The sequence below is a fragment of the Sphingomonas jeddahensis genome (assembly GCF_001981525.1).
Taxonomy (GTDB): Bacteria; Pseudomonadota; Alphaproteobacteria; order Sphingomonadales; family Sphingomonadaceae; genus Sphingomonas; species Sphingomonas jeddahensis.
The window spans coordinates 387,547-410,790 of sequence record NZ_MPSB01000002.1; the positions used below are offsets into that span (position 1 = coordinate 387,547).

Below are 23,244 nucleotides of genomic sequence, written 5' to 3' on the forward strand. Positions count from 1 at the left end.
CGCGACCCTCCTCTTCCGTTCGTGCTGGCTTGTCGAAGCACGTGCCTAGAACGACGGCGCCTGTGACACGCCCATCGACAAGCTCAAGGCGAACGGGGATGGTTTGGCACTACTGACGCGAACCTAACCCGCGTATTTCACCGAGCAACCATAAGGTCGCGCCTCTGGCACCGAGACCTTCTTGCCCGCCTTTACCTCGTCCAGCGCGGCCAACAGGTGATTGCGTGCGCCCGCGATATCGCCCTTGTCGGCCGTCGGCTTGTCGTCGATGCCACCCTGGTAAACGAGCGTTCCCGACGCATCGATCAGATACATGTGCGGCGTGGTCTTGGCGCCATAGCCCTTGCCAACGCGGCCCTGCGGATCGAGCAGATAGGCGGTCGGCTGCGCCTTCTCCTTCGCTATCAGCGCCTTGGCCTGCGCGCCCGTCATATAACCCTGCTTGCCGGGCGCGGCCGAGTTGATCGTCAGCCACGCGGCGCCCATCGCCCTGGCTTTCGCCTGCGTGGCCTGCATGTTGCCGCTGGCATAATGCTTCTGCACGAAGGGGCAGCCGGGGTTGTTCCACTCGAGCACCACCGGGCGCCCCTTGAACTGGCCCAGCGTCACGGCCCTGCCGTCAGCGTCCATCAGGCGAAAGTTGCCGGCTGGTCGGCCCGTCACCTGCTGTGCCGCGATGGGCGTGGCTGCCAAGGCCGCGATGGCAATTGAAACAAGCAAACGCATCGGCTCTCTCCTTCAGCGCGTCTCGCCCCCCGGCAACTCCTTCAACATGCGTGTGGTGAGCATTTGCGGCAAGACCTGCGCCTGCGCCGCGCCCTTGGCATACCAAAGGTACAACGGCACGCCCGCGCGATTATGCGCCTCGATGAAGCGGCCGAGCGCCGGATCCCCATCGGTCCAGTCGCCCACCAGCACCGCGGCATTCCTGTTCGCGAATGTCTGACGCGTCGCATCGGTATCGAGAACGGCGCGCTCGTTGACCTTGCACGTCAGGCACCAATCGGCGGTGAAATAAGCAAACACCGGCCGCCCTTCGGCCCGCAAGGCAGCGAGCCGCTGCTCGCTGAACGGCTCCGCCCCGGCGATGCCCTCTGCGCCCGCGGCCGCGATCGCTTGCGGCTTGACCAGCGCCACCGCGAGCAGCGCCAGCGCGATCGCCGGCACCGCGGGCCACCAGGCCCGCTCGCCGCCACCATGCTGCCGCCGCCCCGTCCACCAAAGGCCGACGCCGGCGAGCAGCGCCGCAGCGAGCCCGATTGACATGCCATTCACCCCCGCCTGCCGCCCGAGCACCCAGGCGAGCGCCAGGGCGGTCACGAACATCGGGACCGACAGGGTGCGCCGCAGCCGCCCCATCCAGGCCCCCGGCTTGGGCAAGCGCCGCCGCAGCGCCGGCACGAAGCCGATCGCCAGGAACGGCAAGGCGATGCCGAGCCCCAGCCCGACGAACACCAGCATCGCAATCAGCGGCGGCAGGACCAGTGCCGCGCCGAGCGCCGCGCCCATGAACGGCCCGGTGCACGGCGTCGCCACAAAGGCGGCAAGCGCGCCGGTCATGAATGCGCCGCCAGCTCCACTGCGCCCGGCGAAACGCGGCGTCGGCAGCTCGAAGAGACCCGTGAGGTTAAATGCGATCCCCATCGTCAGCAGCAGCAGCACGCCGATTACGCGCGGATCCTGCAACTGGAACGCCCAGCCCACACTCGCCCCGCCGGCGCGCAAAGCGAGCAACGTCCCGCCAAGCGCCAGGCAGACCAGCACCACGCCGGCGGTGTAGGCCAGGGCCTCGCGTCGCGCCGCTCCCTCCGTCTCGCCTGACTTGGCGAGGCTAAGCGCCTTGAGGCTCAGGATCGGAAAGACGCAGGGCATGATGTTGAGCAGCAGCCCGCCGATCAATGCCCCGGCGAAAGCCAGCAATGCCGCACTCGCCGTCACCCCCGTCTCCGCCGGGACGATCGCCGCAACGCTGCCCGGCGCGGCGGTGATGGCAAAGCCCTGCCCCGCTCCGGTGGCGAGCACGCCTTCGATCTGCCCGCTCGCCGGCGTGGCGGCGGCCTTTGTGCTCAGCACGATCCGGTCGCCGTCGCGCGCGACCGTCTGCGGCGCGGCATAATCGATCGCGCCTCCAGCTAGCGGGTAGAAATACAGGTCGCCTGCCGGTGCGCTTCCGGGGAACGGAATGGCGAGCCGGAACGCGCCGTCTCTCGCCTGCCACGTCGCCGGCGATCCCAGCGGGCGCGGCAGCTTCTGCCGCCAGCCGTCGAACCGCGCCCGCGTCGCGGCATCGATCGCGCCGTCCCCGACCGTCAGCACCGTAGAGAGGGTCTGCGTTTCCGGAACGCAGATCTCCTTGGTGCAGACGAGGTAATCGGCCTTTACGCTCACCGGCAGCCGCGTGCCGGGCGCCACGCCGGTCGGGATCTGCAGATCGACCAGCTGCGCGAACGGCGCCTCATAGACATAGTTCATCAGCCCGCCGACGATCAGCCGCTCGGGCACCGGATAGCGCAAGCTGCCGGCGGCAACGCCATCCGGCAGCGCCCATTTCAGCCGGGTCTCGATCCCAGCGTCACCCGGGTTCTGCCAATAACCGTGCCATTCCGGCTCCGGCCGCGAGTCGAACGCCAGCGTGACCGTGCTGCCTGCCGCGGGTCGCGCCGTTTCGGGCACCAAAGTGATCGCAACATGCGGCGCCTGCGCCGCACTGCTTTGCGCCGTCGCGAACGGCCCAAACAGCGTCATCACCGCGAAAAAGAACGCCGATAGCCATGCTTGCCTAGCCGTCATGGCACGCACATACCGCGCGCGCTGCCGATTTGCATCAAGGTCCGTCATGAAAGCTTTTGCCGCCGCCCTCCTCGCTTCCATCGCGCTTCCGCTCACTGCCGGAGCCGCCGCTGCTCAGGAGGCGGCGCTCGAGTCGGCACAGCCAGCCGCGCCTCCGACGCTAGGGACCCCGCGCACCCCGCCCAAGCTGATTGTGGCAATCTCAGTCGACCAATTCTCCGCGGACCTGTTCGCGCAATATCGCAACCGTTTCACGGATGGCTTCGCGCGCCTGCTGCAAGGTGCGGTGTTCCCCTCGGGCTATCAGAGCCACGCCGCGACCGAGACCTGCCCCGGCCACTCGACGATCCTCACCGGCATGCGCCCGAACCATACCGGCATCGTCGCCAACAACTGGATCAATCAGAAGGCGCCGCGCGAGGACAAGGAAGTCTATTGCGCCGAGAACGAGAGCGTGCCGGGCACCGATCACAACAATTACAAGCCCGCCGACCTGCACCTCAAGGTGCCGACGCTTGGCGAGATGATGAAGGCGGCGAACCCCGCCAGCCGCGTCGTCTCCGTTGCCGGAAAGGATCGCGCGGCGATCATGATGGGCGGCCACAAGGTGGACGAACTGTGGTTCTGGGGCGGCAAGGATTTCATCTCCTATGACGGCCGTCGCGTTCCTCCGGCAGTGCAGCGCGGGCGCGACGCTGTCGCCAAGCTGATCGCGCAGCCGCAGGAGCCGCTGCCGGTGCCGTCCTTCTGCCGCCCGCTGATGCAGCCGATCCAAGTCGGCAACCAGACGATCGGTAACACCCGCTTTGCCCGCGCCGCGGGTGACACGCGCGCGTTCCGCGCCTCGCCCGCGCTCGACGGCGCGGTGTTCGCAATCGCCGCCGGACTGATTCAGGACATGAAGCTGGGCCAGGGCAGCGCGCCGGACATCATCTCGATTGGCGCCTCGGCCACCGATTACATCGGCCATGCCTACGGTCCCGGCGGCGGCGAGACATGCCTGCAAATGGCCGAGCTCGACAAGACGCTGGGCGGCTTCTTCGCCGCGCTCGACAGCTGGGGCCTCGATTATGAAGTCGTGCTGACCGCCGATCATGGCGGGCACGACGTGGCCGAGCGGCAGCAGCAGCGCGCGATGCCGATGGAAGCGCGCGTCACCACCGACGTATCGGTGAAAGCGATCGGCGAGGCGATCGGCAAGCAGCTCGGCATTGCCGGGCCGGTGCTGCTCGGTTCGGAAGGCGACGTCTATGTCGCCGATTCGGTGCCGGCGAACCGCGAGCAGGCAGTGATCGCCGAAGCCGCCAAGCGGCTGCGCGCGCATCCGCAAGTCGCCGCCGCGTTCACGCGGGAGGAGATCGCTGCCGCTACTATTCCGACGACGCCGCCCGAGACCTGGACGCTCGCGCAGCGCGCGCACGCCTCCTACGATCCGGCGCGATCGGGGGACATCCTGATCCTGCTCAACCCGCGCGTGACGGGCATCCCAACACCGGGACCAGGCTATGTCGCGACGCATGGTAGCCCGTGGGATTACGATCGCCGCGTGCCGATCCTGTTCTGGCGCAAGGACATGGCCGGTTTCGAACAGCCGCAATCGGTGGAAACGGTGGACATCGTGCCGACACTGGCCGCAACGATCAGCCTGCCCGTGAGGGGACTGGACGGGCGTTGCCTCGATCTCGACAGCGGCCCCGGCGACACCTGCCGCTGAGGCAGGGCAACGGCCGACCTTCATCGTCATCCCAGGCTTGATCCGGGATCCACGGTGCCGCGAGCGCTGGTTCCGATTGGCGAACGACAGTGCCTGCGGATGGCTGGATCCCGGATCAAGTCCGGGATGACGAAGGCGTGGAACGAGCCGGTCGCCCTTCCTGTCGGTCCTAGGGCTCCCGCACCTCATACGCCCGTACGCCGGCACCGAGCTTGTTCGCGCCCACCGCCAGCTTCTCTCCGCTGACATTTGCCACAAACGCCGGGTTCTTCTCCTGCCCCGGCGCCAGTGACGCGACATTGTCGTGGACGCTGAGCCCCGCGGAACGGTATTTCCGCTGCTCGGCCGCCACTACGATCATGCCTGACCAATTCTCCTTGCGGGTGCCCTGAACGAAGGTGTTCCGCGCGATTTCGCCGGTGCCGCCTTCGGGCAGGTCAATCATGTAATTGGTGCGATTGCCGCCGGTGTCGTCGAAGCTGTTGTCGGTGATACGCACCTTGGGCACGCGCAGCTTGACGTAATGTCCGCCCTGCCCGCGCTCGAACCGCGAGTTGGTGATCGTCACGCTGCCGGTGCTTCCGAGATAAATGGAATGCGCGCAATCCTCCGTCTCATGACATTGGCCGAGGCCCGAAAAGGTCGAGCGGTCGATCGTGACGTTCGCCGGATCCTCCGTGCCGCCAAGTATCCCCTCCTGGCTGTCGAGGAACATCGCGTTGCGCACGACGAGGTCGCCGATCTCGATGCGGATGCCCGCGCCATTGCCGTCAGGCACGCGGATGCCGCGGAACACCAGACCGTCGACGATCGAGCCATTGCCGCGCAGCACCAGACTCGCCTTGCCCTCGCATGCGCCCTCGAAGATCGCCGTGCCGGGCTGCACGGCCTTGAACGTGACCCGGCCGGCCTGCTGCACCGCGCATTCGCGATACACACCCGGCGCGATCATCACCGTGAAGTCACGCCCGCGGTTCGAACTTAGCGCCTGTTCCAGTGTGGCGTAGCTCTCACCCGTTTCAGCAATGGTGAATGGCGCCCCCCGCTGCTGGCTCGCAGCGGGTGCCGCGAGCGCAAGAGTGAGGAGAACGGGTGCGAAACGCATAAATGGTTCCTTTCGCCGGCTGTCCTGGCGCGCGCATGATCGGGCCGTAACCCACAATCGCGGTTAATCCGATCAGCGGTGTGCCATGCGCGTTGACGAGGCACGCCTGTGTCCCGTCGCGGCACGGTTGCAGCGGGTCTCGTTTCCTGTTGCAACTGACTTAATTGGTCCGCACAAGCGTACCGAAACGTCGATTCCAAGAGGCGGAGAGGCACAATGCAAAGCTACCTGAAGCACTATATCGATGGCGCGTGGGTCGAAAGCGACGGCGGCAAACGCCACGAGGTGATCGATCCGGCCACCGAACAGGGCACCACCGAGATCACGCTGGGCAGCGAGGCTGACGTCAACAAGGCGGTGGCCGCCGCCAAGAAGGCGTTCAAGACCTGGTCGCAGTCCACCGTCGAGGAGCGGATTGCGCTGCTCGAGCGGATCATCGCCGGCTACAAGGCGCGCATCCCCGATCTCGCCGCCGCCACAAGCCGCGAAATGGGTGCGCCGATCTCCTTTGCGAACATGGCGCAGGCTCCGGCAGGCCTTGGCCACTTCATGGGCACGCTGGCGGCGCTGAAGGAATTCAGCTTTTCCGAACAGGCCGCCAAGGGCGCGCGCGTGGTGCACGAGCCGATCGGCGTGGTGGCGATGATTACGCCATGGAACTGGCCGCTGAACCAGATCTGCGCCAAGGTCGCGCCTGCGCTCGCCGCCGGCAACACGATGATCCTGAAGCCGTCGGAAGAAGCCCCGACCAATGCGATGATCTTTGCCGAAATCCTGCATGACGCGGGCGTGCCGGCGGGCGTGTTCAACCTCGTCAACGGCGACGGCCCAACGGTTGGCGCAGCGCTGTCGAGCCACAAGGACGTCGATATGGTGAGCTTCACCGGCTCGACCCGTGCCGGCGTCGCCGTGGCGACCGCTGCTGCAGCGACCGTCAAGCGCGTCCACCAGGAACTGGGTGGCAAGGCGCCCAACGTCGTGCTCGAAGGTGCGAAGCTTGGTGAAGTGCTGCCGCCGACACTCGCCGGCGTCATCGCCAATACCGGCCAGAGCTGCATCGCACCCACTCGCCTGCTCGTCCACAAAAGCCAAGTCAACGAGGCTGAGGAGGTGGTGAAGGCGATCATGGAAGCCACCCAGGTCGACAGCCCTGAGAAGGAAGGCGCGCACATCGGCCCGGTGGTCAACAAGGCGCAGTTCGAGAAGATTCAGACGCTGATCCAGTCCGCCCTCGACGAGGGCGCGCGTCTGGTCACCGGCGGCGTCGGGCGTCCGGACGGCCGCAATGCAGGCTATTTCGTGAAGCCCACCGTGCTCGCCGACGTGACGCCGGAGATGCGCATCTACCGCGAGGAAACGTTCGGGCCGGTGGCGACGATCACCACCTATGACGATACCGAGCAGGCCGTCGAGATGGCTAACGACACCGAGTACGGCCTGTCCGCAACGATCTCGGGCGATCCGGCCGAGGCGTCGAAAATCGCCGGCAAGTTGCGCGCCGGCCTGGTTACCATCAACGCCTGGGGTCCGAACGGCGCGACGCCGTTCGGCGGTTACAAGTCATCGGGCAACGGCCGCGAGGGCGGCAAATGGGGCCTGACCGACTTCATGGAAGTGAAGACGATCGTCGGCGAAAACGCCTGACGACTACAACAAACGGGCGCCCCGCAAGAGGCGCCCGTTTTTTTATGGGGAGAGGGAATATGATCGTTAGCGTGCTGTACCCGAACCACGACGGCGCGAAATTCGACGCCGGCTACTACAAGGCCAAGCATGCCGAGCTGGCGCGTGAGATCTGGAATCCGGAAAAAGTCGAACTGATCGAGGGCCAGGCGCCCGGCGGCGGCGCGGCGCCGTTCGCGCTGATCGCGCACTTCCACTTCGCCTCCCCGGAAGCGATGGGCCAGGCAATGGCCAATTCGCGCATCGGCGAACTTCAGGCCGATGTGCCGAACTTCACCGACATCACGCCGACGATCATGGTCGGGCGCACGCTCTGACCTGACGGGAGCGCCGTTGTGCAGGCAACGGCGTTTCCTTTTTGGCCACCCCGGACTCGGTCCGGACCCTGACGCCTTTCACTACCGTCGCAGATGACGACGAAGCTCACCCGGGCTCAAAGCCGAAGCGCCCGCTTCTCACCTATCGCTTGAACGGCTTAGCGGCCCTGCGGCGCTTCCGTGCCCGGCGCACCAGCGCCCGGCAGAGGCGCACCCGGCATCCCGCCGGCGGCACCCATCTGCTGCTGCTGGAGCTGGCGGATTACCGATTCGGGAAGGAAGTCGATCAGTTCGACATCGAAGACGAGGGTCGAGTTGCCTGGGATCGGGCCCTTGGTCTCCGCGCCATAGCCAAGCTCCGGCTTGATCCAGAACTTGTACTTGGCGCCCTTGGGCATCAGCTTCAGGCCTTCGGAGAAGCCGGGCACCACACCCGTCACCGGGAACGGCGTCGGCTGCTGCGACTTGTCGAAGGTGGTGCCGTCGAGCAGCTTGCCCTCGTACATCACCAGCGCGACGTCGGTGTCCGTCGGCTTGGGCCCGGAGCCGGGCTCAATCACCTGATATTGCAGGCCCGAGGCGGTCGTCACCACGCCCTTTGCGCGAGCGTTGCGCGTCAGGAAATCGTCACCCTGTACCGCCAGCGCCGCAGCGGCCATCACCGCGGCAATGATGCCGACGATCAGCCAAACAACATAGCTGCGCTTGACCGGAGCGATCGGAACGGCGGTGACGGTCGACATGGCGATCCCCGGTCAGGCCGGGTGCGAATCACCGCACCCGGAAACAGCGAATGTTGAGAAAGTTGAGACGATCGCGCGGTTCTTACCGAGCGCCGTCGCGCTCCGCCCGCTTGCGATCGAGCTTGCGAGCGCGGCGAACAGCGGCTGCACGCTCGCGAGCGCGCTTCTCCGACGGCTTCTCGTAGTGCCGGCGCAGCTTCATTTCGCGATACACGCCCTCACGCTGCAGCTTCTTCTTGAGCGCGCGCAGGGCCTGGTCGACGTTGTTGTCGCGAACGATGATCTGCATAAAACCGACACTTCTCCGAAATCTAAAAACAGCCCGATTCTGCGAAACGGAAACGGCGGCCGCGAGCATAGCCCGCGCCGTGAACCCGCTGCGTCTATCACCGCGCCAATCACAGCGCAACCCGCGGACTTGTGGCTATCGCGCCACAGCGCTCCCTTTGCGGGAAGTTAGCGGATCGCTAGAGCAGCGCCAATGACGACGCTTACCCTGTACGACAGCCTGTCGCGTTCGCTGCGCCCCTTCGCGCCGCTTGATCCCGCCCGCGGCGTGCGCGTCTATTCGTGCGGACCGACCGTCTACAATTATGCCCATGTCGGCAATTTGCGCGCCTATGTCTTCACCGATACGCTGTCGCGTGTACTGACGTGGAAGGGGCATGACCTCACCCACGTCATCAACATCACCGACGTCGGACACCTGACCTCCGACGCGGATGCCGGCGACGACAAGATGGAGGCTGCAGCCAAGCGGGCCGGCACTGATATCTGGGCGATCGCGCGCCATTATACCGACGCGTTCAAGCAGAACCTGGCCGACCTCAACATCCGCACGCCGACGCACCTACCTCTCGCGACCGATCACGTGGCGGAGATGATTGCATTCGCCAAGGCGATCGAGGCGAAGCATTGCTATCGACTGGACAGCGGCTTGTACTTCGACGTGACAACCGTGCCCGATTACGGGCGGCTCGCGCGGTCGGCGGACGACACTGGCGAAAGCCGCATCGATCCGGTCGAGGGCAAGCGTCATGCGCAGGATTTCGCCATCTGGCGCACCTCCGCGCCTGAAGAGAATCGACAGATGGAGTGGGATTCACCCTGGGGCCGTGGGGCGCCGGGTTGGCATCTCGAATGCTCGGTGATGAGCAAGAAGTATCTCGGCGAATCGTTCGATATCCACACGGGCGGGATCGATCACCGCGAAATTCACCATCCCAACGAGATCGCGCAGAACCAGGCGCATTGCGGCTGCGGCGACAGCGGCGCGGCGTTCTGGATGCACAACAACTTCCTGGTCGAACGCGCGGGAAAGATGAGCAAATCGTCGGGCGCGTTCCTGACGCTGCAATCGCTGGTCGACCGGGGCTTTCACCCGCTGTCTTACCGCATGCTATGCCTTCAGGCGCATTATCGCAGCGAACTGGAATTCTCCTGGGAGAATTTGGCAGCGGCGCAGGTGCGGCTGAAGCGGCTGGTTCAAGCGGTCGAGGGCTTGCGCGCCCGGGTGGATGCACCGGCCAAAGGCTCGGCTGCGGCCTATCGGGATCAGCTGGACGCGGCGGTTTCTGACGATCTGGCCACCCCGCGTGCCTTGCCGGTGCTTGATGCATTGGTGGCGGACAAGAAGGTGTCGCCAGCGGATCGACTGGCCGCGCTGGGCGACTTCGTGACGGTGCTTGGCTTGCCGCTCGACAGATTGCGGCGGGAGGATCTTCGGGTTCGGCCGGTGTCTGCGGGGATCGACGAGGCAGGCATCGCGGCTCGGCTGGTCGAGCGGCAGGCGGCTCGGGCGGCGAAGGATTTCTCGACATCGGATGCGATCCGCGATGAGCTGGCGGTGGCGGGTGTGGAGGTGATGGACGGTGATCCGCTTGGGTGGGATTGGCGCGTGACGATCTGACGCCGTCGTCGCGATGCCCTGTCGAGTGACACATCCCTATTCGATGCCGTCATGCCGGCCTCGTGCGGCATCCAGACTTCCACACACTCGGCGCTGCTGAGTTTTGCGGACCCCGGACCCCGGCATAGGCCGGAGCGACGCGGAGCAGCGGCGCGCGGCTGCCCGAGACCCTAGTTCAGCGGCACGTCGCGCTGCACCAGCACCGGCGGCACATAAGGCTTTTCTCCCGCCGGGATCGCCGCCGCGGCTGCTTCGATCGCCGCGATCCGCCGCTTCGTGGCCGGGTGCGTTCGGCTGCGGAACAGGCCGCCGTCGAGATCGCCGCCATGCTCGCGCCAGAACCGTGGTGCCGACGCAGTGTCGTAACCGGCATTGTGCAGCAGCGCGACGCCGAGCACATCCGCCTCCAGCTCCGCCTTCTGTCCGAGTGCAGCATTGCGGCCAAGTTCACCCAGCAGACCGCCCTTCACGCCTGCAGCCTCCAAACGCACGCGATGCCGCAGAATGATGTGGGACAATTCGTGGGCGACGATCACCGCGACATCTTCGTCCCGGTAACGTTCGAAGAAACGCACACCAATCTGCACCACCTTGCCGTCCGACTGAGCAGTCATGGCGGGACCGAGCAACACCTCGAATCGTGCCCGGCAGCCCATCGGCGCCGGCACCGCGACCTCGCGACCCCTCCCGGCACGCGCAACCGTGAGGCGCACGGGCGACTGCGCGGTTTCGAGCAGGCTGAGCGCGGCGTCACGATCCGCAGCAGATGGGGCGGTTGCGCGCGCCTCGAGACGACGACCGCCGATCGATATCAATCCGTCATTGGCCGCCACGCCGGCCGTCGCTGCTGCCGAACCAGGAACAACCGCTTCCACCCCAATGGGCGTCGCAAAGCCGAAGGCCTGGCGCGCTGCTGCCTGCGTGTCGGCATCATATTGGGTGGCGGCGTGGAGGATGAGGCCAGTCGCCGGTGCCTGATCGCGGCACAAGGCAGCGTTTGCGGTCACCAGGCGATGGGCGATAGCGCCGAGGCGCAAGTCGATGGCGCGAAGCGACTCAAGACTGGCGGTGTCGAGGCCAGCCGGGGCGGCACTTGCCGGAGCGGCAGCGGCGAGGAGGAGCGCGATCACAACATCCCGATAGGCGAGCGCCGCGCGGCGCGCTATCACCCATGCCATGAAGGCCGTTCTCCCCGCGATCGCCCGTCCGCTGCTTGAAGCGCAGCTTCCCGCTGACCTTGAGGTCGCCTGGTGGTCCAGCCCAGCCGATGCCAAGGCGATGACCGCGGACGCCGATATCGCCTGGGTCGACATGCAGCCGACCAGCCTGACCGAAGAGGCAATCCGCGCCGCGGGGCCGAAGCTGAAGTGGGTGTCGACTCTCTACGCCGGGCTCGACGCCTTTCCGCTCGACACGCTGCGTGAACGCGGCGCGATCCTGACCAATGGCGTTGGCATCAACGCCATCGCGGTGGCGGAATATGCCGTGCTGGGCGTGCTTGCTGCCGCCAAGCGCTTCGACCAGGTGGTACGCGCGCAGGACCGCGCCGAATGGCTGCGTGATTCGCCGGGCAAGATTGAACTGGCCGAGACCAAGGCGATCGTGATCGGCTATGGTGCGATCGGCCGGCTGATCGGCGAGCGGCTTGCTGCGTTCGGCGTCGAGGTGACTGGTGTCACCCGCTCCGGCAGCAACGGCACGCTGACGCCGGATGCCTGGCGGGAACGAGTTGGCGATTTCGACTGGGTGGTGCTGGCCGCCCCCTCAACCGGGGAAACCAAGGCGATGATCGGCACGGCGGAGCTGGCGGCGATGAAAAGCGACGCCTGGCTAATCAATATCGCGCGCGGCGACATGATCGACGACGATGCGCTGCTAGCCGCGCTGACCGGCGGCACGATCGGCGGCGCGTTCCTGGATCCGACCAATCCCGAGCCGCTGCCGGCGGACCATCCGCTGTGGACGGCGCCTAATTGCATGATCTCGATGCATCTGTCCGGCCGCAGCCAGACCAAGATGTTCCACCGCGCTGCCGCGCTCTTCCTCCGCAACCTGTCGGCGTTCCGCGCGGGGGAACAGATGGAGAATATCGCGGATCTCGACCGCGGCTATTGAGGCGTGGGCGTGATCGGCAGGATCAGCCGATCATGCCGTCCTCGTCCGCGGCGAGCACGCGCCCCATTGCGTCGAACAAATTATCCATCGCCACCGGCTTGAAGATCACATCGTCTGCGCCAGCGGCCAGGCAGCGTTCGCGCAGGTCGATCGCCGTATCGGCCGTGACCACGATGATCGGCACCCGCCCCTTGGCGTCCGGCCGTGCGCGAATGTGCCGGATCGCGGTGATCCCATCCATGCCGGGCATGCGCAGATCAACCAGCAGCATGTCGAAATCCTGACCGTCCAGCAGGCGCAGGCCTTCCTCCGCGCTTTCCGCTTCGATCATGTCCGCACCGGCCACGTTAAGCATATCGCGGACCACCCGGCGGTTCATCCGATCGTCCTCGATGAACAGGACGTTCATGGCCGTTGGCCGGGGAGGCAGTATGACCGTTTCATCGCCGTCACCAGTATCGTCTCAAGCCGCCTCGGACACAAGAGCGGTTACATGCCGTTCATCATTGAACAACACTTGAACTAGCGCTTCCTTTCCGATCGGCTTGGCGATGAACTGGGCGATGCCGGCTTCGTTCAGCCGCCCCTGCTCGCCGCGCTCCAGTGGTGGGCCGAGCAAGGCGATATGCGCCGATGTCGCCGCCTGAGCGATGGTGCGAGTCGCCGCAATGGGGTCATCCTCGACGCGCAGCGTGGCGTCGTCGATCAACAAGGTCGCGGGCTGCTTCGTCGCAAGTGCCTCCAGCGCTTCGGAGGCACTGCCGGCGAAGAATATCGGCCCGCCGATCGGCGACAGCAACGCCTTGAACATCGCACGGGTAATCGGGTTGCGATCGACCACCAGCACGCCTGCGCCGGGCGCCGCAGCGGCTGCTTCCGGTGCCTCGACCGGCTCATAGGGCAGATCGAGCGTGAAGGTCGCGCCCTCGCCTTCCACACTGCTGACGATCACGTCGCCACCCATCGCGCGCGACAGGCTGCGGCAGATCGAGAGGCCGAGACCGGTGCCGCCGAACTGCCGTGTCGTCCCGGTGTCGGCTTGGCGGAAGGGCTCAAAGATGATCTCATGCTTGTCCGGCGCGATGCCGATGCCCGTATCTGCCACGGTGAGGCGCCACCGATCGCCAATAACTGTCGCGGTGACGATGACATTACCGCCCGGCGTGAACTTGACCGCGTTTGACAGCAGGTTGAACACGATCTGGCGCAACCTTGTGCTGTCCGCCATGCCGCAATGCGGGCCGCTGCAGAGATCGACGTTAAACGACAGCCCCTTGGCGCGCGCCTGATCCTCCCACATCCGGGCCGCCTCATGGATGGTGCGGCGGATGTCGGTGGGCGTTTTCTCGATCGTCATCTTGCCCGTCTCGATCTTGGCGACGTCAAGGATGTCGTCGACCAAGGCGCGCATCGTGATCCCGGCACCGTGCACGACCGACAGACGATCGCGCATCTCTGCATCGGTTTTCGGATTGGCGAGCATCACCTGAGTCATGCCGAGAATGCCATTGAGCGGCGTTCGGATTTCGTGGCTGGTAGTGGCCAGAAATTCCGTCTTCGCCGCCAGCGCCTTGCCGAGTGCAACGTTGGTACGGGCGAGCGCGTTGCGGCTGCGCCGGAGCGTCACGATCCCGAAGGCGAGCAGCGTGATGATGATAAGTGTAGCCGCGGCGACGCCCACGAACACCCATCGCTGCGCCCGCGCGCGCGCGCGTTCGAATGCCACGGTCTTCTGCAGGTCTGCCGCCTTGAGCTGCGCAATGCGGAGCTCCTGATTGGCGAAATCAAAGCGGGCGGCGGCGATGGCGGCACTGTTCGATCGCGCGGTAGCGGTGGCCTGGTCGTCCAGCCGCTTCAGCGCCGCAAGGTGCGCGAGGGCGAGGTCGTCGCGCGCGATTTTGCTGTAAATGCGGTAAGCGACGTCGTGCGCCGGACGGTCAGGTGGCAACGTGGCGGTGAGATCGACGCCTTGGAAACGCTCCGCGATGAGGCGTTCCGCCGCGGGAATGTCACCGCGGAGGAAGGCGGCTCGAGCGGCGAGGGCGATGAAGGTTGGACGGTACGCTGCTGCTTCTGGCTTTGTGGTTAGCGCCAATCCCTCGCCGATCGTGCGATTCCCTGCTCGAAGATCATTATCGTCCAAATGCACGTCAGCGACGTTCGATAATATCTGAGCATAAACCACAACGCTCTTCATCTGCCGTGCCATAGCCAATGCTTTAGCTAGCTCGGCTTCTGCTTCCTGGAGCCTTCCAAGTTCCTTGAAGGCCAAGCCGCGGCCGTTATATATGGCGACCGCTAGACCTGGGTCAGCGCGATAGGCGTCGAGCGCCTGATCGAGATAGCGGAGCGCACCGGCGTGATCGTTACCGGTCGCGTGCACCAACGCGATCATTATAAGTGTTTTCGCGCGACTGCGCGTGCCCCCCGCGTCGCGAAACATATCATGTGCGCGCCGCAAGTCGGCGAGCGCTGCGCCGATTTCGCCCTTGGCGTAGAGTGCCCCGCCCTCGGAAAGCAGAATATCGGCATTGAGCTGCGAACCCGGCGCCGCCCGATCGACGATCCGGCGTGCCTCCGCCAGTATCTTTGCCGCCCGTTCATGTTGAACGATACGGCTGTACGCTTCTCCCTTCAGCCAGAGCGCTGTCGCCTCCATTATCGGAGATCTTACCTCACGGGCATATTTAAGTGCCGCCTCGGCTTGCCCGACGGCGGTGCTGGGATCCTTCTGCATCTGCGCTTTGACATCGGCGGTCATTGCATCAAAGCGTTGATCATTTCCGGCCGGACTTGCCGCGATCAACAACAGGAAAGTCAGGACGCCAAAACCCCGGCGTACCTTGAAGCGGATCACCCGCGCTTCCAAGCGGTCGCAAGGTTGGTGAAAGAAGCGCGCGTGTCCTGCGACACATGGTGATGCCGATCTTCTTCCAGGAAGGTCAGCAAGGCCTCAAGCGCGATCGGGCGACTGATCAGAAAGCCTTGCACCATGTCGCAGCCCATCACCGTCAGCAGCGCCAGAGCCGAATGCGTCTCCACACCTTCCGCCACGACCTCCATCTCCAGCGCGTGCGCCAGATCGATCGTCGAGCGCACGATCAGCGGATCGCGATTGGAACTAGTCAACTGCGTGACAAACAGCTTGTCGATCTTCAGCTCACGCGCCGGCAGCTGCTTCAGATAGGCGAGGCTCGACAAGCCTGCCCCGTAATCGTCGATGGCGATGATGATGCCGATGTCAGCAAAGCGCTGCAGATTGGCGATGGCCGAATCGGGATCTCGGATCACCGATGTTTCAGTGACCTCGAAGCCGAGCTTCGCGTCAGCCTCGGCGACAAGATGGCAGGCGGCATCAACGAATGCCTGGTCTGCCAGCAACTGACCTGAAATGTTGATGAAGATGCGCAGATCGTGTCCGGCTGCCTGCAAGCTACGCTGGTCGATAATCGCCCGGCGGATCGTCCACAAGGTGAGCAGATCGATGACGTCGCCATCTTCCGCTGCGCCGATGAAGTCGCCCGGCAGTATCAGGCCGCGTTCGGGATGAGCCCAGCGCACCAGCGCTTCGGCGCTGTTGATCTCTTGCCGCCGCACGTGGATCTTGGGCTGATAGGCGAGCAGCAGCTGATCTTCATCGATTGCGGTTCGAAGCTCGTCGGCAAGGCGCCGGATTTCTCGTGCGCCCGGTCCAGAGAGGTCGTGCCGCACGGGCGAGTGGGCGGCGCGCGCCTCGGAGAGAGCTGCCTCTGCTTCCTCGACCAGTCGCACATCATCGGTTTGCGGCACGCGCCCGGCTGCAGCCCCGAACGCAATCTCCAACCGATGCATCTCGCCATCGAGGTCGAACGGCGAATCACAGGCGCAACGAAGGATGTCGATGGTGTTGTCGAGGTCTGCAGCGTCGTCTCCCTCGAAAGCGATCTCGATCGTCGCGCGACCAGCGACAGATAGCCGCAGATGAGGAAGCGCCCCGCCCAGTCGCGTCAGCACGTCCCCGACCAGCATGCCAGCGCGCGTACAGCCGACATGACGCCTCACGGCCGCGAAGTTCGCGATCTCGGCCAGCACCAAGAAGCGCCACGCCGGGCGATGCGCCACTAGGGAGGATAGTGTCGCCAGCCCTCGCCGTTGCGATGGGGACGCATGCATCATCTGAGAGCCGAAAGCAGCCATACCGAGCCACCTTAAGGGGCAAGGACTGAAGATACCTTTAACCGGAGGCGCCCCGCGCGTTGAAAGAATTAACCGGCGTTAACGCTCTTGTAGAATGGTAAACAAATCGTTAAATGCACCCTCGCGTCTGCCAGACGCTATAAAACTAGGGAGTCCGACATGCTGGCATTCATTCTCGCCCTGATCTACGGCACCGACGTCAAGCCCTGGTAAGGGTTGAGTTCGGCGGTGAAGCGTTGGGGTTCCTGCGGCTAGGCAGGTAATTGCAACCATTGCTGACGAACTGTTCGGTTGATCCGATCTTACAGAATTGTGACGCGTCTTTGTTAGGCGCGACAAAGAAAGCCCCCGCACCGGTTCGGTACGGGGGCTTTTTACGTATTATATGTTTTTGGATGAATTCTTTGGCTTTGCAGCGCCGAGCGATTTAGCCGAGACTGCGCGCAACCGCCTCATTGACGATCTTGCCCGCCCGGACATTCAGGCCAGCCATCAGACCGGGATCCTCGTCGCATGCCGCGACACCCTTGTTGGCAAGCGCAAGACCATAGGGCAGAGTTGCGTTGTTGAGCGCGTGGCTTGAGGTCAGCGGCACGGCACCGGGCATGTTGGCGACACAATAATGGATTACGCCATCAACCTCATAGGTCGGGTCGGCGTGGGTGGTCGCGTGGCTCGTTTCGAAACAACCGCCCTGATCAATCGCCACATCGACCAGCACCGAGCGCTGCTTCATGTGGCGGAGCATATCGCGCGTCACGAGCTTTGGCGCCGACGCGCCGGGGATCAGCACCGCGCCGATCACCGCATCGGCTTCTCCAATCTCCTGTTCGATCGATTCGAGCGTCGAAACGCGCGTGCGCACGCGACCGTGGAAGAGCTCGTCGAGTTGCCGCAGCCGGGGAATCGAACGGTCGACGATCGTCACCTCAGCACCCAGCCCAACCGCCATGCGCGCGGCATGTGTCCCGACCACGCCGCCGCCGAGCACCACGATCCTCGCCGGTGCCACGCCGGGCACGCCGCCCAGCAGTACGCCCCGGCCGCCATTATAGGCCTTGAGCGCCGAGCCCGCTGCCTCAATTGACAATCGTCCCGCCACCTCGCTCATCGGCGCCAGCAATGGCAGGCCGCCACTGCGATCGGTCACCGTTTCATAGGCGACGGCGGTCACGCCGGAGGCCATCAGCCCCTTGGCCTGCTCGGGATCCGGCGCGAGATGGAGATAGGTGAAGAGGATCTGATCCTCACGCAGTTGGACCCACTCGTTCGGCTGCGGCTCCTTCACCTTCACGATCATCTGCGCGCTGGCGAACACCTCCTCCGCGGTCGGCACGATCGTCGCGCCGGCAGCTACATAAGCGGCGTCATCGGCCGCGATGCCGGCGCCCGCACCGGTCTCAACCAGCACCTCATGCCCGCGCGCGACATATTCGCGGACCGCGCCGGGCGTCAGCCCCACGCGATATTCGTGGTTCTTGATTTCCTTGGGAACGCCGACGCGCATGGGTATCTCCTGGTATCAGGCGAAACCACATAGAAGTCGTCACGGTGCTTCGCCAGTGGCCGAACAGCATGAGGGCCACGCCGGCATGCCGACGCGGCCCTTTCATGCATGAACCTATAACCGCGCCGCATCATGGTTGCGATGGGGGTAGCAGCTGATCAGATATCGTCGCCGAGCGCGCCCTTCACCTTGCCGGCGAACTGCTGGCCCTTGCCCTTCAGCTCCTGCCCGGCACCTTCGGCTTCCAGCCGATCGTCACGCGCCGTGCGCGTCGCGGGATCCTTGTCGGCCATGGCCTGCTTGGCCTTGCCAACGGCTTCGTTCACATTGCCTTTGATCTTGTCGGTCAACTCGCCCATCGTCGCCTCCTGTAGCTCTATGTTAACAACGGAGAGCAAGTTGGCTTCGTTCCGTCAGGCGCGCGGATGGGCGTGGCGATAGACGTCGAGCAGGTGCGCGGCATCGACGGCGGTATAGATCTGAGTCGAGCTCAGGCTGGCATGGCCAAGCAGTTCCTGCAGCGCCCGCAGATCGGCGCCGCGCCCGAGCAGGTGCGTCGCGAAGGAGTGGCGCAGCGCGTGCGGGGTGGTGCGGTCCGACAGGCCAAGCGTCGCGCGGGCGGATCGCACACTCGCGCGGATCACGCCGGGTGATAGAGGTCCGCCGCGCAGTCCGCGAAATAGCGATTCGGTCCGCGCCGCCGGCCAGGGTGACGCGGCGACATAGGCCTCGATCGCGGCGCGCACTGGCGGAAGGAGGGGCACGATGCGCGTCTTGTCGCGCTTGCCGGTGACGGTGATCGTCTCGCCGAGCGGCAGCGCCGCGCCGGTGAGCGCCAGGGCTTCGCCGACCCGCAACCCGGCGCCATAGAGCAGCAGCAGCAGCGCCCAGTCGCGCTTGCCGACCCATTCGACGCGCGCGCCCTCCCCGACCTCTTCGGCCAACGCGACCGCTTCGTGTGGCGCGATCGGGCGCGGCACACCCTTGCGGACGCGCGGAGCCTTGAGACGGGGGGCACTTCCTTCGCCTCCGGCCCAATTAAGGAAGTCGCGCGCGGCGGAGAGTTCGCGTGCGGCGGAGGCGTTGGACAGGCCCTCGCCGCGGCGCTGCGCGAGAAAGGCACGCAGATCGGCCGGTGTGACCTTTGCCAGAGCGGCTCGATCGACTGCTCCGCCCCAATGGTTGCGCAGGAACGCCAGCAGCCGCACGGCCGTCGCGCGATAGGCGCGGACCGTGTGGACGGAGCGGCGCCGGTCGCGGGTCAGATGCGCGGCGTAGAGGATCGGCAGCTCGTCCATGCCGCTTGCTCTATCACCGGCTTCCCTACGAGTCGCCTGCGCCCCATATGCGGCGCGCATGTCTCGTGCCCGCGTCCTTGTCCTCAATTCCGCACTTGGCCCGCTCGATTATCGTGTGCCGCATGGCATGCAGGTCGAACCGGGCTCGATCGTCGTCGCGCCGCTCGGGCCGCGGCAGCTGATGGGCGTAATATGGGAGCCGGAGCGTATGCCGTCCGATGCTGAGGTCGGCGACAATCGGCTGCGCAACCTGCTCGCCGTGGCCAATGCGCCACCGCTTCGGCCGGCGTTGCGGCGGCTGGTCGAGTGGACGGCGGATTATTACCTCGCGCCACCCGCGGCGGTGGTGAGGATGGCCTTGTCCTCCACCTCCGCGCTGGAAGGGTCGCGGCTGGTCACCGAATATCGTGCGACGGGAAATGTGCCGGATCGCATGACGGCGCAGCGTGAGCAGGCGTTGGAGCGGATAGGGGATCGGCAAGGCATGATCCGCGAACTGGCGGCGATCGCCGATGTCTCCGATGGGGTGATCCGCGGGCTGGTGAAGGTGGGCGCGATCGAGGGCGTCGAGGTCGATATCGACAGCCCCTACCCTGTGCCTGATCCGGACCATGCGCCGCCCTCCTTGTCTGACGATCAGCGCGCGGCTGCCGATTCGCTGGTCGCCGACGTCGCAACGCATGCCTTTCGCCCGACATTGCTCGACGGCGTTACAGGATCGGGCAAGACCGAGGTCTATTTCGAGGCGGTGGCGGAGGCGCTGCGGCAAGGGCGGCAAGTGCTCGTCCTGCTGCCGGAGATCGCGCTGACTGAGCCGTTCCTGAAGCGCTTCCACGATCGCTTCGGCTGCGAGCCGGTGGCGTGGCATTCGGGGCTGCGCTCCACTCAGCGGCGGCGGGCATGGCGGGCGATCGCCAGCGGCGAGGCGCGCGTGACCGTGGGCGCGCGATCGGCCTTATTCCTGCCCTATGCCGATCTCGGGCTGATCGTGGTCGACGAGGCGCATGAGACCAGCTTCAAGCAGGAGGACGGCGTCCATTATCATGCGCGCGACGTGGCGGTGATGCGCGGCAAGTTCGAAGGTTGCCCGGTGATCCTCGCCTCGGCCACCCCGGCGATCGAAACGCGGCAGCAGGTGGTGCTTGGCAACTATGCCGAGGTGAAGCTGCCGGGGCGCTTCGGCCCCGCTCAGATGCCGGCGATCGAGGCGCTCGACTTGCTTGAGCACAAGCCCGATCGCGGCCGCTGGATCGCGCCGCCTTTGGTCAAGGCGCTGGAGGAGACGCTGGAACGCGGCGAACAGTCGCTGCTGTTCCTCAACCGGCGCGGCTATGCGCCGCTGACGCTTTGCCGGACGTGCGGGCATCGCTTTCAATGTCCGAACTGCACCGCCTGGATGGTGGAGCACCGGCTGACACGGCGGCTCGCCTGCCATCATTGCGGGCATATCGAGCCGATCCCGCGCGCGTGCCCTGAGTGTAGCGAGGAGGACAGCCTCGTCGCCTGCGGGCCGGGAGTGGAGCGGATCGCGGACGAGGCGGCCGCGCTGTTCCCGGAGGCGCGAGTCGCGGTCGTCACCTCGGACACGATCTGGTCGCCCGCGAAGGCTGCGGAGTTCGTGGGGCGGATGGAGGCGGGCGCGATCGACATCGTCGTGGGTACGCAGCTCGTGACCAAGGGATACCATTTCCCGAACCTGACGCTGGTGGGCGTGGTGGATGCCGATCTCGGGCTCGAGGGTGGCGACCTGCGGGCGGCGGAGCGGACGTTTCAGCAGATCCGGCAGGTTTCCGGGCGCGCGGGACGCGGCGAAAAGCCGGGGCGGGTGTTCATCCAGACGCATTCGCCGGGCGCACAGGTGATGCAGGCGCTGGTGACGGGTGATTCGGACGCTTTCTACGAGGCGGAGACCGAGTCGCGGCGCGATGCGGGGGCGCCGCCGTTCGGGCGTTATGCCGCGATCATCGTGTCGAGCGAGGATCAGGGCTTGGCGCAGGATGTCGCCAGGACGATCGGGCGGAGTGCGCCGGAGGTGGAGGGCATGCACGTCTATGGACCGGCGCCGGCACCGTTGGCGATGCTGCGCGGACGGCATCGGTTCCGGTTGCTGGTGCATGCGCGGCGGGCGCTAGATGTGCAGGATGTGATCCGCGGGTGGCTCGGCGCGCTCGACTGGTCGGCGAAGGTGCGCGTCGCGGTGGATGTGGATCCGTATAGTTTTCTGTGACTTAGCGGCTACGTCTCAGGATGATGTAGAGCGCGCCCTGGCCGCCGTGGCGCGGGTGGGCGTTGCGGACGGCGGCGATGGAGCCGGCATGGCGCGAGCCGGCGAGCCAGTCGCCGATCGCCGCGCGGATTGCGCCGCGGGCGTGGGGGCGTTCGCTTTCGGGGCGAGGCGGTTTGCCGGTAACGAGCAGGATCACGCGATCGCCGCGCGCGACCGATTGCGCCAGCGCGCCATCGAGCAGATCGTGCGCGGAATGGAGCGTGTGGCCGTGGAGATCGATCGTCGTGTCGGGGCTGACCAGGCCGCGCGACAGGCGCTTGTCCCAACCGCCATCGAGCGTAACGCCGGGTAGTGGCCGGGCCGGCGTGTGCGAATCTTTGACGACTTTGGGCGGCGGAGCGGCGATCCGCGACGGCTTTCGGGCGACCGGTGCCGGATCCTGGGCCGCAACCGGCGCGGATTTGGTGACAGCCGGGGTGGCCGCTGCACGCAGGGGCCGAACCGTCGCCATCACCCGCGCCCAAAGCGCGGCTTCGCTTGGATCAAGGCCGCGCGACACCGAGCCGCGCCAGCGTCCCGACCGGCACCAACAGGAAGGCGGTCCCGCGCGCGCTCATGCCGCCGGCGATCGCGCGCGCCTCCGCGCCTGCGCCCCAGAAGGTGTCGAAACGATTGGTGCCCTTGATCGCGCCGCCGGTATCCTGCGCCACCCACAGGCCGGTGGCGTCGGTGCGGTCCATCGACAGGAACACCGGCGCGCCCAGGGGCACGAAGCGGGTGTCGGCCGCCACTGTCGCCTGGTCCGACACCGGCAGGCCCATCGCACCGAGAGGGGGGCCATCGAGGACGCGGAAGAACACGTAGCTCTTGTTCTCGCGCATGATCTCCCGGCCCTGTTCCGGGTTGGCGTGGAGCCAGGCGACGATGCCCTGCATGCTCGCTTGCCCACGGCCGATCAGCCCACGATCGAGCATCAGCTTGCCGATGCCGGTATAATCGCGGCCGTTCTGCGTTTCGTAGCCGATGCGCAGGATTTCGCCGTCGGGCATGCGAACGAGGCCCGATCCCTGGACCTGAAGGAAGAACAATTCGACGGGGTCGACCGCATAGCCGAGGATGCGCGCCTTGCCGGTGAGCGCGCCTTCCTCGATCATCGTGCGATCGTAATAAGGCACGAAATTGCTGCCCTCGACGCGACCGCGGATCTTCTTGCCCTTCAGCGCCTCCGAGAAGGCGCCGAGGTCCACGTCGACCAGATCGGACGGACGGCCGTAGATCGGCGCATAACCGGGGCGGTGCGAGCGCGAGCCGGCGATTTCGGGGATGTAATAGCCGGTGGCGAAGGCCTTGCCGTCGCCGACCTGCACCGTTTCGAACCAGCGCGCGAAAAAGTCGCGGGCGTCGCCGCCGCGCGCTGCGGCGTCGCAGGCCGGTTTCCAGTCCGCCCCGCGCGTCAGGCCAGTGGGATCGGTGCGGCGGACGAGCGAGGGGCAGCTGATACGGAAGGCGGCCAAAGCACGATCGGCAGCGTCGCTGGTGATCGGCAAGCGCGATACCGCGGGGCCGGCGGCGAGACCGGCCGAGACGGCGGTGACCGCATTGGGCACGGCCGCGCTCGGGACAGGCGCGATCGGGGTGGCGGGGGTGGGCTGACGCGCCG

Annotated in this window: 20 protein-coding genes; 6 read left to right on the forward strand and 14 right to left on the reverse strand. The window is 65.9% G+C overall.

Annotation, left to right across the window (positions count from 1 at the left end; translation table 11 throughout):
- Positions 1-123: 123 nt before the first annotated feature.
- Entirely contained in the window at positions 124-726 is a 603-nt protein-coding gene (locus SPHI_RS03880; protein WP_076743553.1) for a thioredoxin family protein, read from the reverse strand.
- 12 nt (positions 727-738) lie between these two features.
- Complete coding sequence (locus tag SPHI_RS03885) at positions 739-2,790, reverse strand: protein-disulfide reductase DsbD family protein (RefSeq protein WP_076743612.1); 2,052 nt, start codon at positions 2,788-2,790, stop codon at positions 739-741.
- 46 nt (positions 2,791-2,836) lie between these two features.
- Here SPHI_RS03885 and SPHI_RS03890 point away from each other — a divergent pair, with 46 nt between their 5' ends.
- Entirely contained in the window at positions 2,837-4,504 is a 1,668-nt protein-coding gene (locus SPHI_RS03890) for an alkaline phosphatase family protein (RefSeq protein ID WP_076743554.1), read from the forward strand.
- 169 nt (positions 4,505-4,673) lie between these two features.
- Here the strand turns inward: SPHI_RS03890 and SPHI_RS03895 are convergent, their stop codons facing one another.
- Entirely contained in the window at positions 4,674-5,609 is a 936-nt protein-coding gene (locus SPHI_RS03895; RefSeq protein WP_076743555.1) for a right-handed parallel beta-helix repeat-containing protein, read from the reverse strand.
- Positions 5,610-5,825: 216 nt separating this feature from the next.
- Between SPHI_RS03895 and SPHI_RS03900 the strand changes: the two genes are divergently transcribed.
- A complete protein-coding gene (locus SPHI_RS03900; protein WP_076743556.1) occupies positions 5,826-7,253 on the forward strand; it encodes an aldehyde dehydrogenase family protein in 1,428 nt (475 codons plus the stop codon).
- Positions 7,254-7,312: 59 nt separating this feature from the next.
- On the forward strand, positions 7,313-7,609 hold the full coding sequence (locus tag SPHI_RS03905; protein WP_076743557.1) for an EthD family reductase: 297 nt from the start codon (positions 7,313-7,315) through the stop codon (positions 7,607-7,609).
- 158 nt (positions 7,610-7,767) lie between these two features.
- Here SPHI_RS03905 and SPHI_RS03910 read toward each other — a convergent pair whose 3' ends face one another.
- The gene (locus tag SPHI_RS03910; RefSeq protein WP_076743558.1) at positions 7,768-8,352 is read right to left on the reverse strand and encodes an FKBP-type peptidyl-prolyl cis-trans isomerase; all 585 of its coding nucleotides are present in this window, start codon (positions 8,350-8,352) and stop codon (positions 7,768-7,770) included.
- An 82-nt stretch (positions 8,353-8,434) separates the two neighbouring features.
- On the reverse strand, positions 8,435-8,641 hold the full coding sequence (gene rpsU, locus SPHI_RS03915) for a 30S ribosomal protein S21 (protein WP_022686405.1): 207 nt from the start codon (positions 8,639-8,641) through the stop codon (positions 8,435-8,437).
- 192 nt (positions 8,642-8,833) lie between these two features.
- Here rpsU and cysS point away from each other — a divergent pair, with 192 nt between their 5' ends.
- Positions 8,834-10,261: a cysteine--tRNA ligase gene (cysS, locus tag SPHI_RS03920; protein ID WP_076743559.1), complete on the forward strand. Its 1,428-nt coding sequence runs from the start codon at positions 8,834-8,836 to the stop codon at positions 10,259-10,261.
- A gap of 170 nt (positions 10,262-10,431) precedes the next feature.
- On the opposite strand, the gene SPHI_RS03925 is transcribed toward cysS, so the two are convergent.
- Positions 10,432-11,439 carry a M48 family metallopeptidase gene (locus SPHI_RS03925; RefSeq protein WP_076743560.1) on the reverse strand — a complete coding sequence of 336 codons (1,008 nt, stop codon included), beginning with the start codon at positions 11,437-11,439 and terminating at the stop codon, positions 10,432-10,434.
- Between SPHI_RS03925 and SPHI_RS03930 the strand changes: the two genes are divergently transcribed.
- On the forward strand, positions 11,438-12,376 hold the full coding sequence (locus tag SPHI_RS03930) for a D-2-hydroxyacid dehydrogenase (RefSeq protein ID WP_076743561.1): 939 nt from the start codon (positions 11,438-11,440) through the stop codon (positions 12,374-12,376). The genes SPHI_RS03925 and SPHI_RS03930 overlap by 2 nt on opposite strands.
- Positions 12,377-12,398: 22 nt before the next feature.
- On the opposite strand, the gene SPHI_RS03935 is transcribed toward SPHI_RS03930, so the two are convergent.
- The 6 genes from SPHI_RS03935 to SPHI_RS03960 all read right to left on the reverse strand — a co-directional run bounded on the left by SPHI_RS03935 (position 12,399) and on the right by SPHI_RS03960 (position 19,357).
- Entirely contained in the window at positions 12,399-12,785 is a 387-nt protein-coding gene (locus tag SPHI_RS03935; protein WP_076743562.1) for a response regulator, read from the reverse strand.
- A 54-nt stretch (positions 12,786-12,839) separates the two neighbouring features.
- A complete protein-coding gene (locus SPHI_RS03940; protein WP_144036149.1) occupies positions 12,840-15,137 on the reverse strand; it encodes a sensor histidine kinase in 2,298 nt (765 codons plus the stop codon).
- A gap of 92 nt (positions 15,138-15,229) precedes the next feature.
- Entirely contained in the window at positions 15,230-16,447 is a 1,218-nt protein-coding gene (locus SPHI_RS03945) for an EAL domain-containing protein (RefSeq protein WP_233130648.1), read from the reverse strand.
- Positions 16,448-16,979: 532 nt separating this feature from the next.
- Positions 16,980-18,059: an alanine dehydrogenase gene (gene ald, locus SPHI_RS03950; protein ID WP_076743564.1), complete on the reverse strand. Its 1,080-nt coding sequence runs from the start codon at positions 18,057-18,059 to the stop codon at positions 16,980-16,982.
- Positions 18,060-18,217: 158 nt separating this feature from the next.
- Positions 18,218-18,418 (reverse strand): CsbD family protein, encoded by a 201-nt coding sequence (locus tag SPHI_RS03955; RefSeq protein ID WP_076743565.1) that lies wholly within the window; start codon positions 18,416-18,418, stop codon positions 18,218-18,220.
- A gap of 54 nt (positions 18,419-18,472) precedes the next feature.
- Positions 18,473-19,357 carry a tyrosine-type recombinase/integrase gene (locus tag SPHI_RS03960; RefSeq protein WP_076743566.1) on the reverse strand — a complete coding sequence of 295 codons (885 nt, stop codon included), beginning with the start codon at positions 19,355-19,357 and terminating at the stop codon, positions 18,473-18,475.
- 58 nt (positions 19,358-19,415) lie between these two features.
- Between SPHI_RS03960 and SPHI_RS03965 the strand changes: the two genes are divergently transcribed.
- Positions 19,416-21,584, forward strand: coding sequence for a primosomal protein N' (locus SPHI_RS03965; RefSeq protein WP_076743567.1), 2,169 nt, complete (start codon positions 19,416-19,418; stop codon positions 21,582-21,584).
- A 1-nt stretch (position 21,585) separates the two neighbouring features.
- On the opposite strand, the gene SPHI_RS03970 is transcribed toward SPHI_RS03965, so the two are convergent.
- On the reverse strand, positions 21,586-22,095 hold the full coding sequence (locus SPHI_RS03970) for a Smr/MutS family protein (protein WP_076743614.1): 510 nt from the start codon (positions 22,093-22,095) through the stop codon (positions 21,586-21,588).
- 31 nt (positions 22,096-22,126) lie between these two features.
- On the reverse strand, positions 22,127-23,244 hold a 1,118-nt coding region (mltA, locus tag SPHI_RS03975; protein WP_233130650.1), incomplete at its 5' end, for a murein transglycosylase A.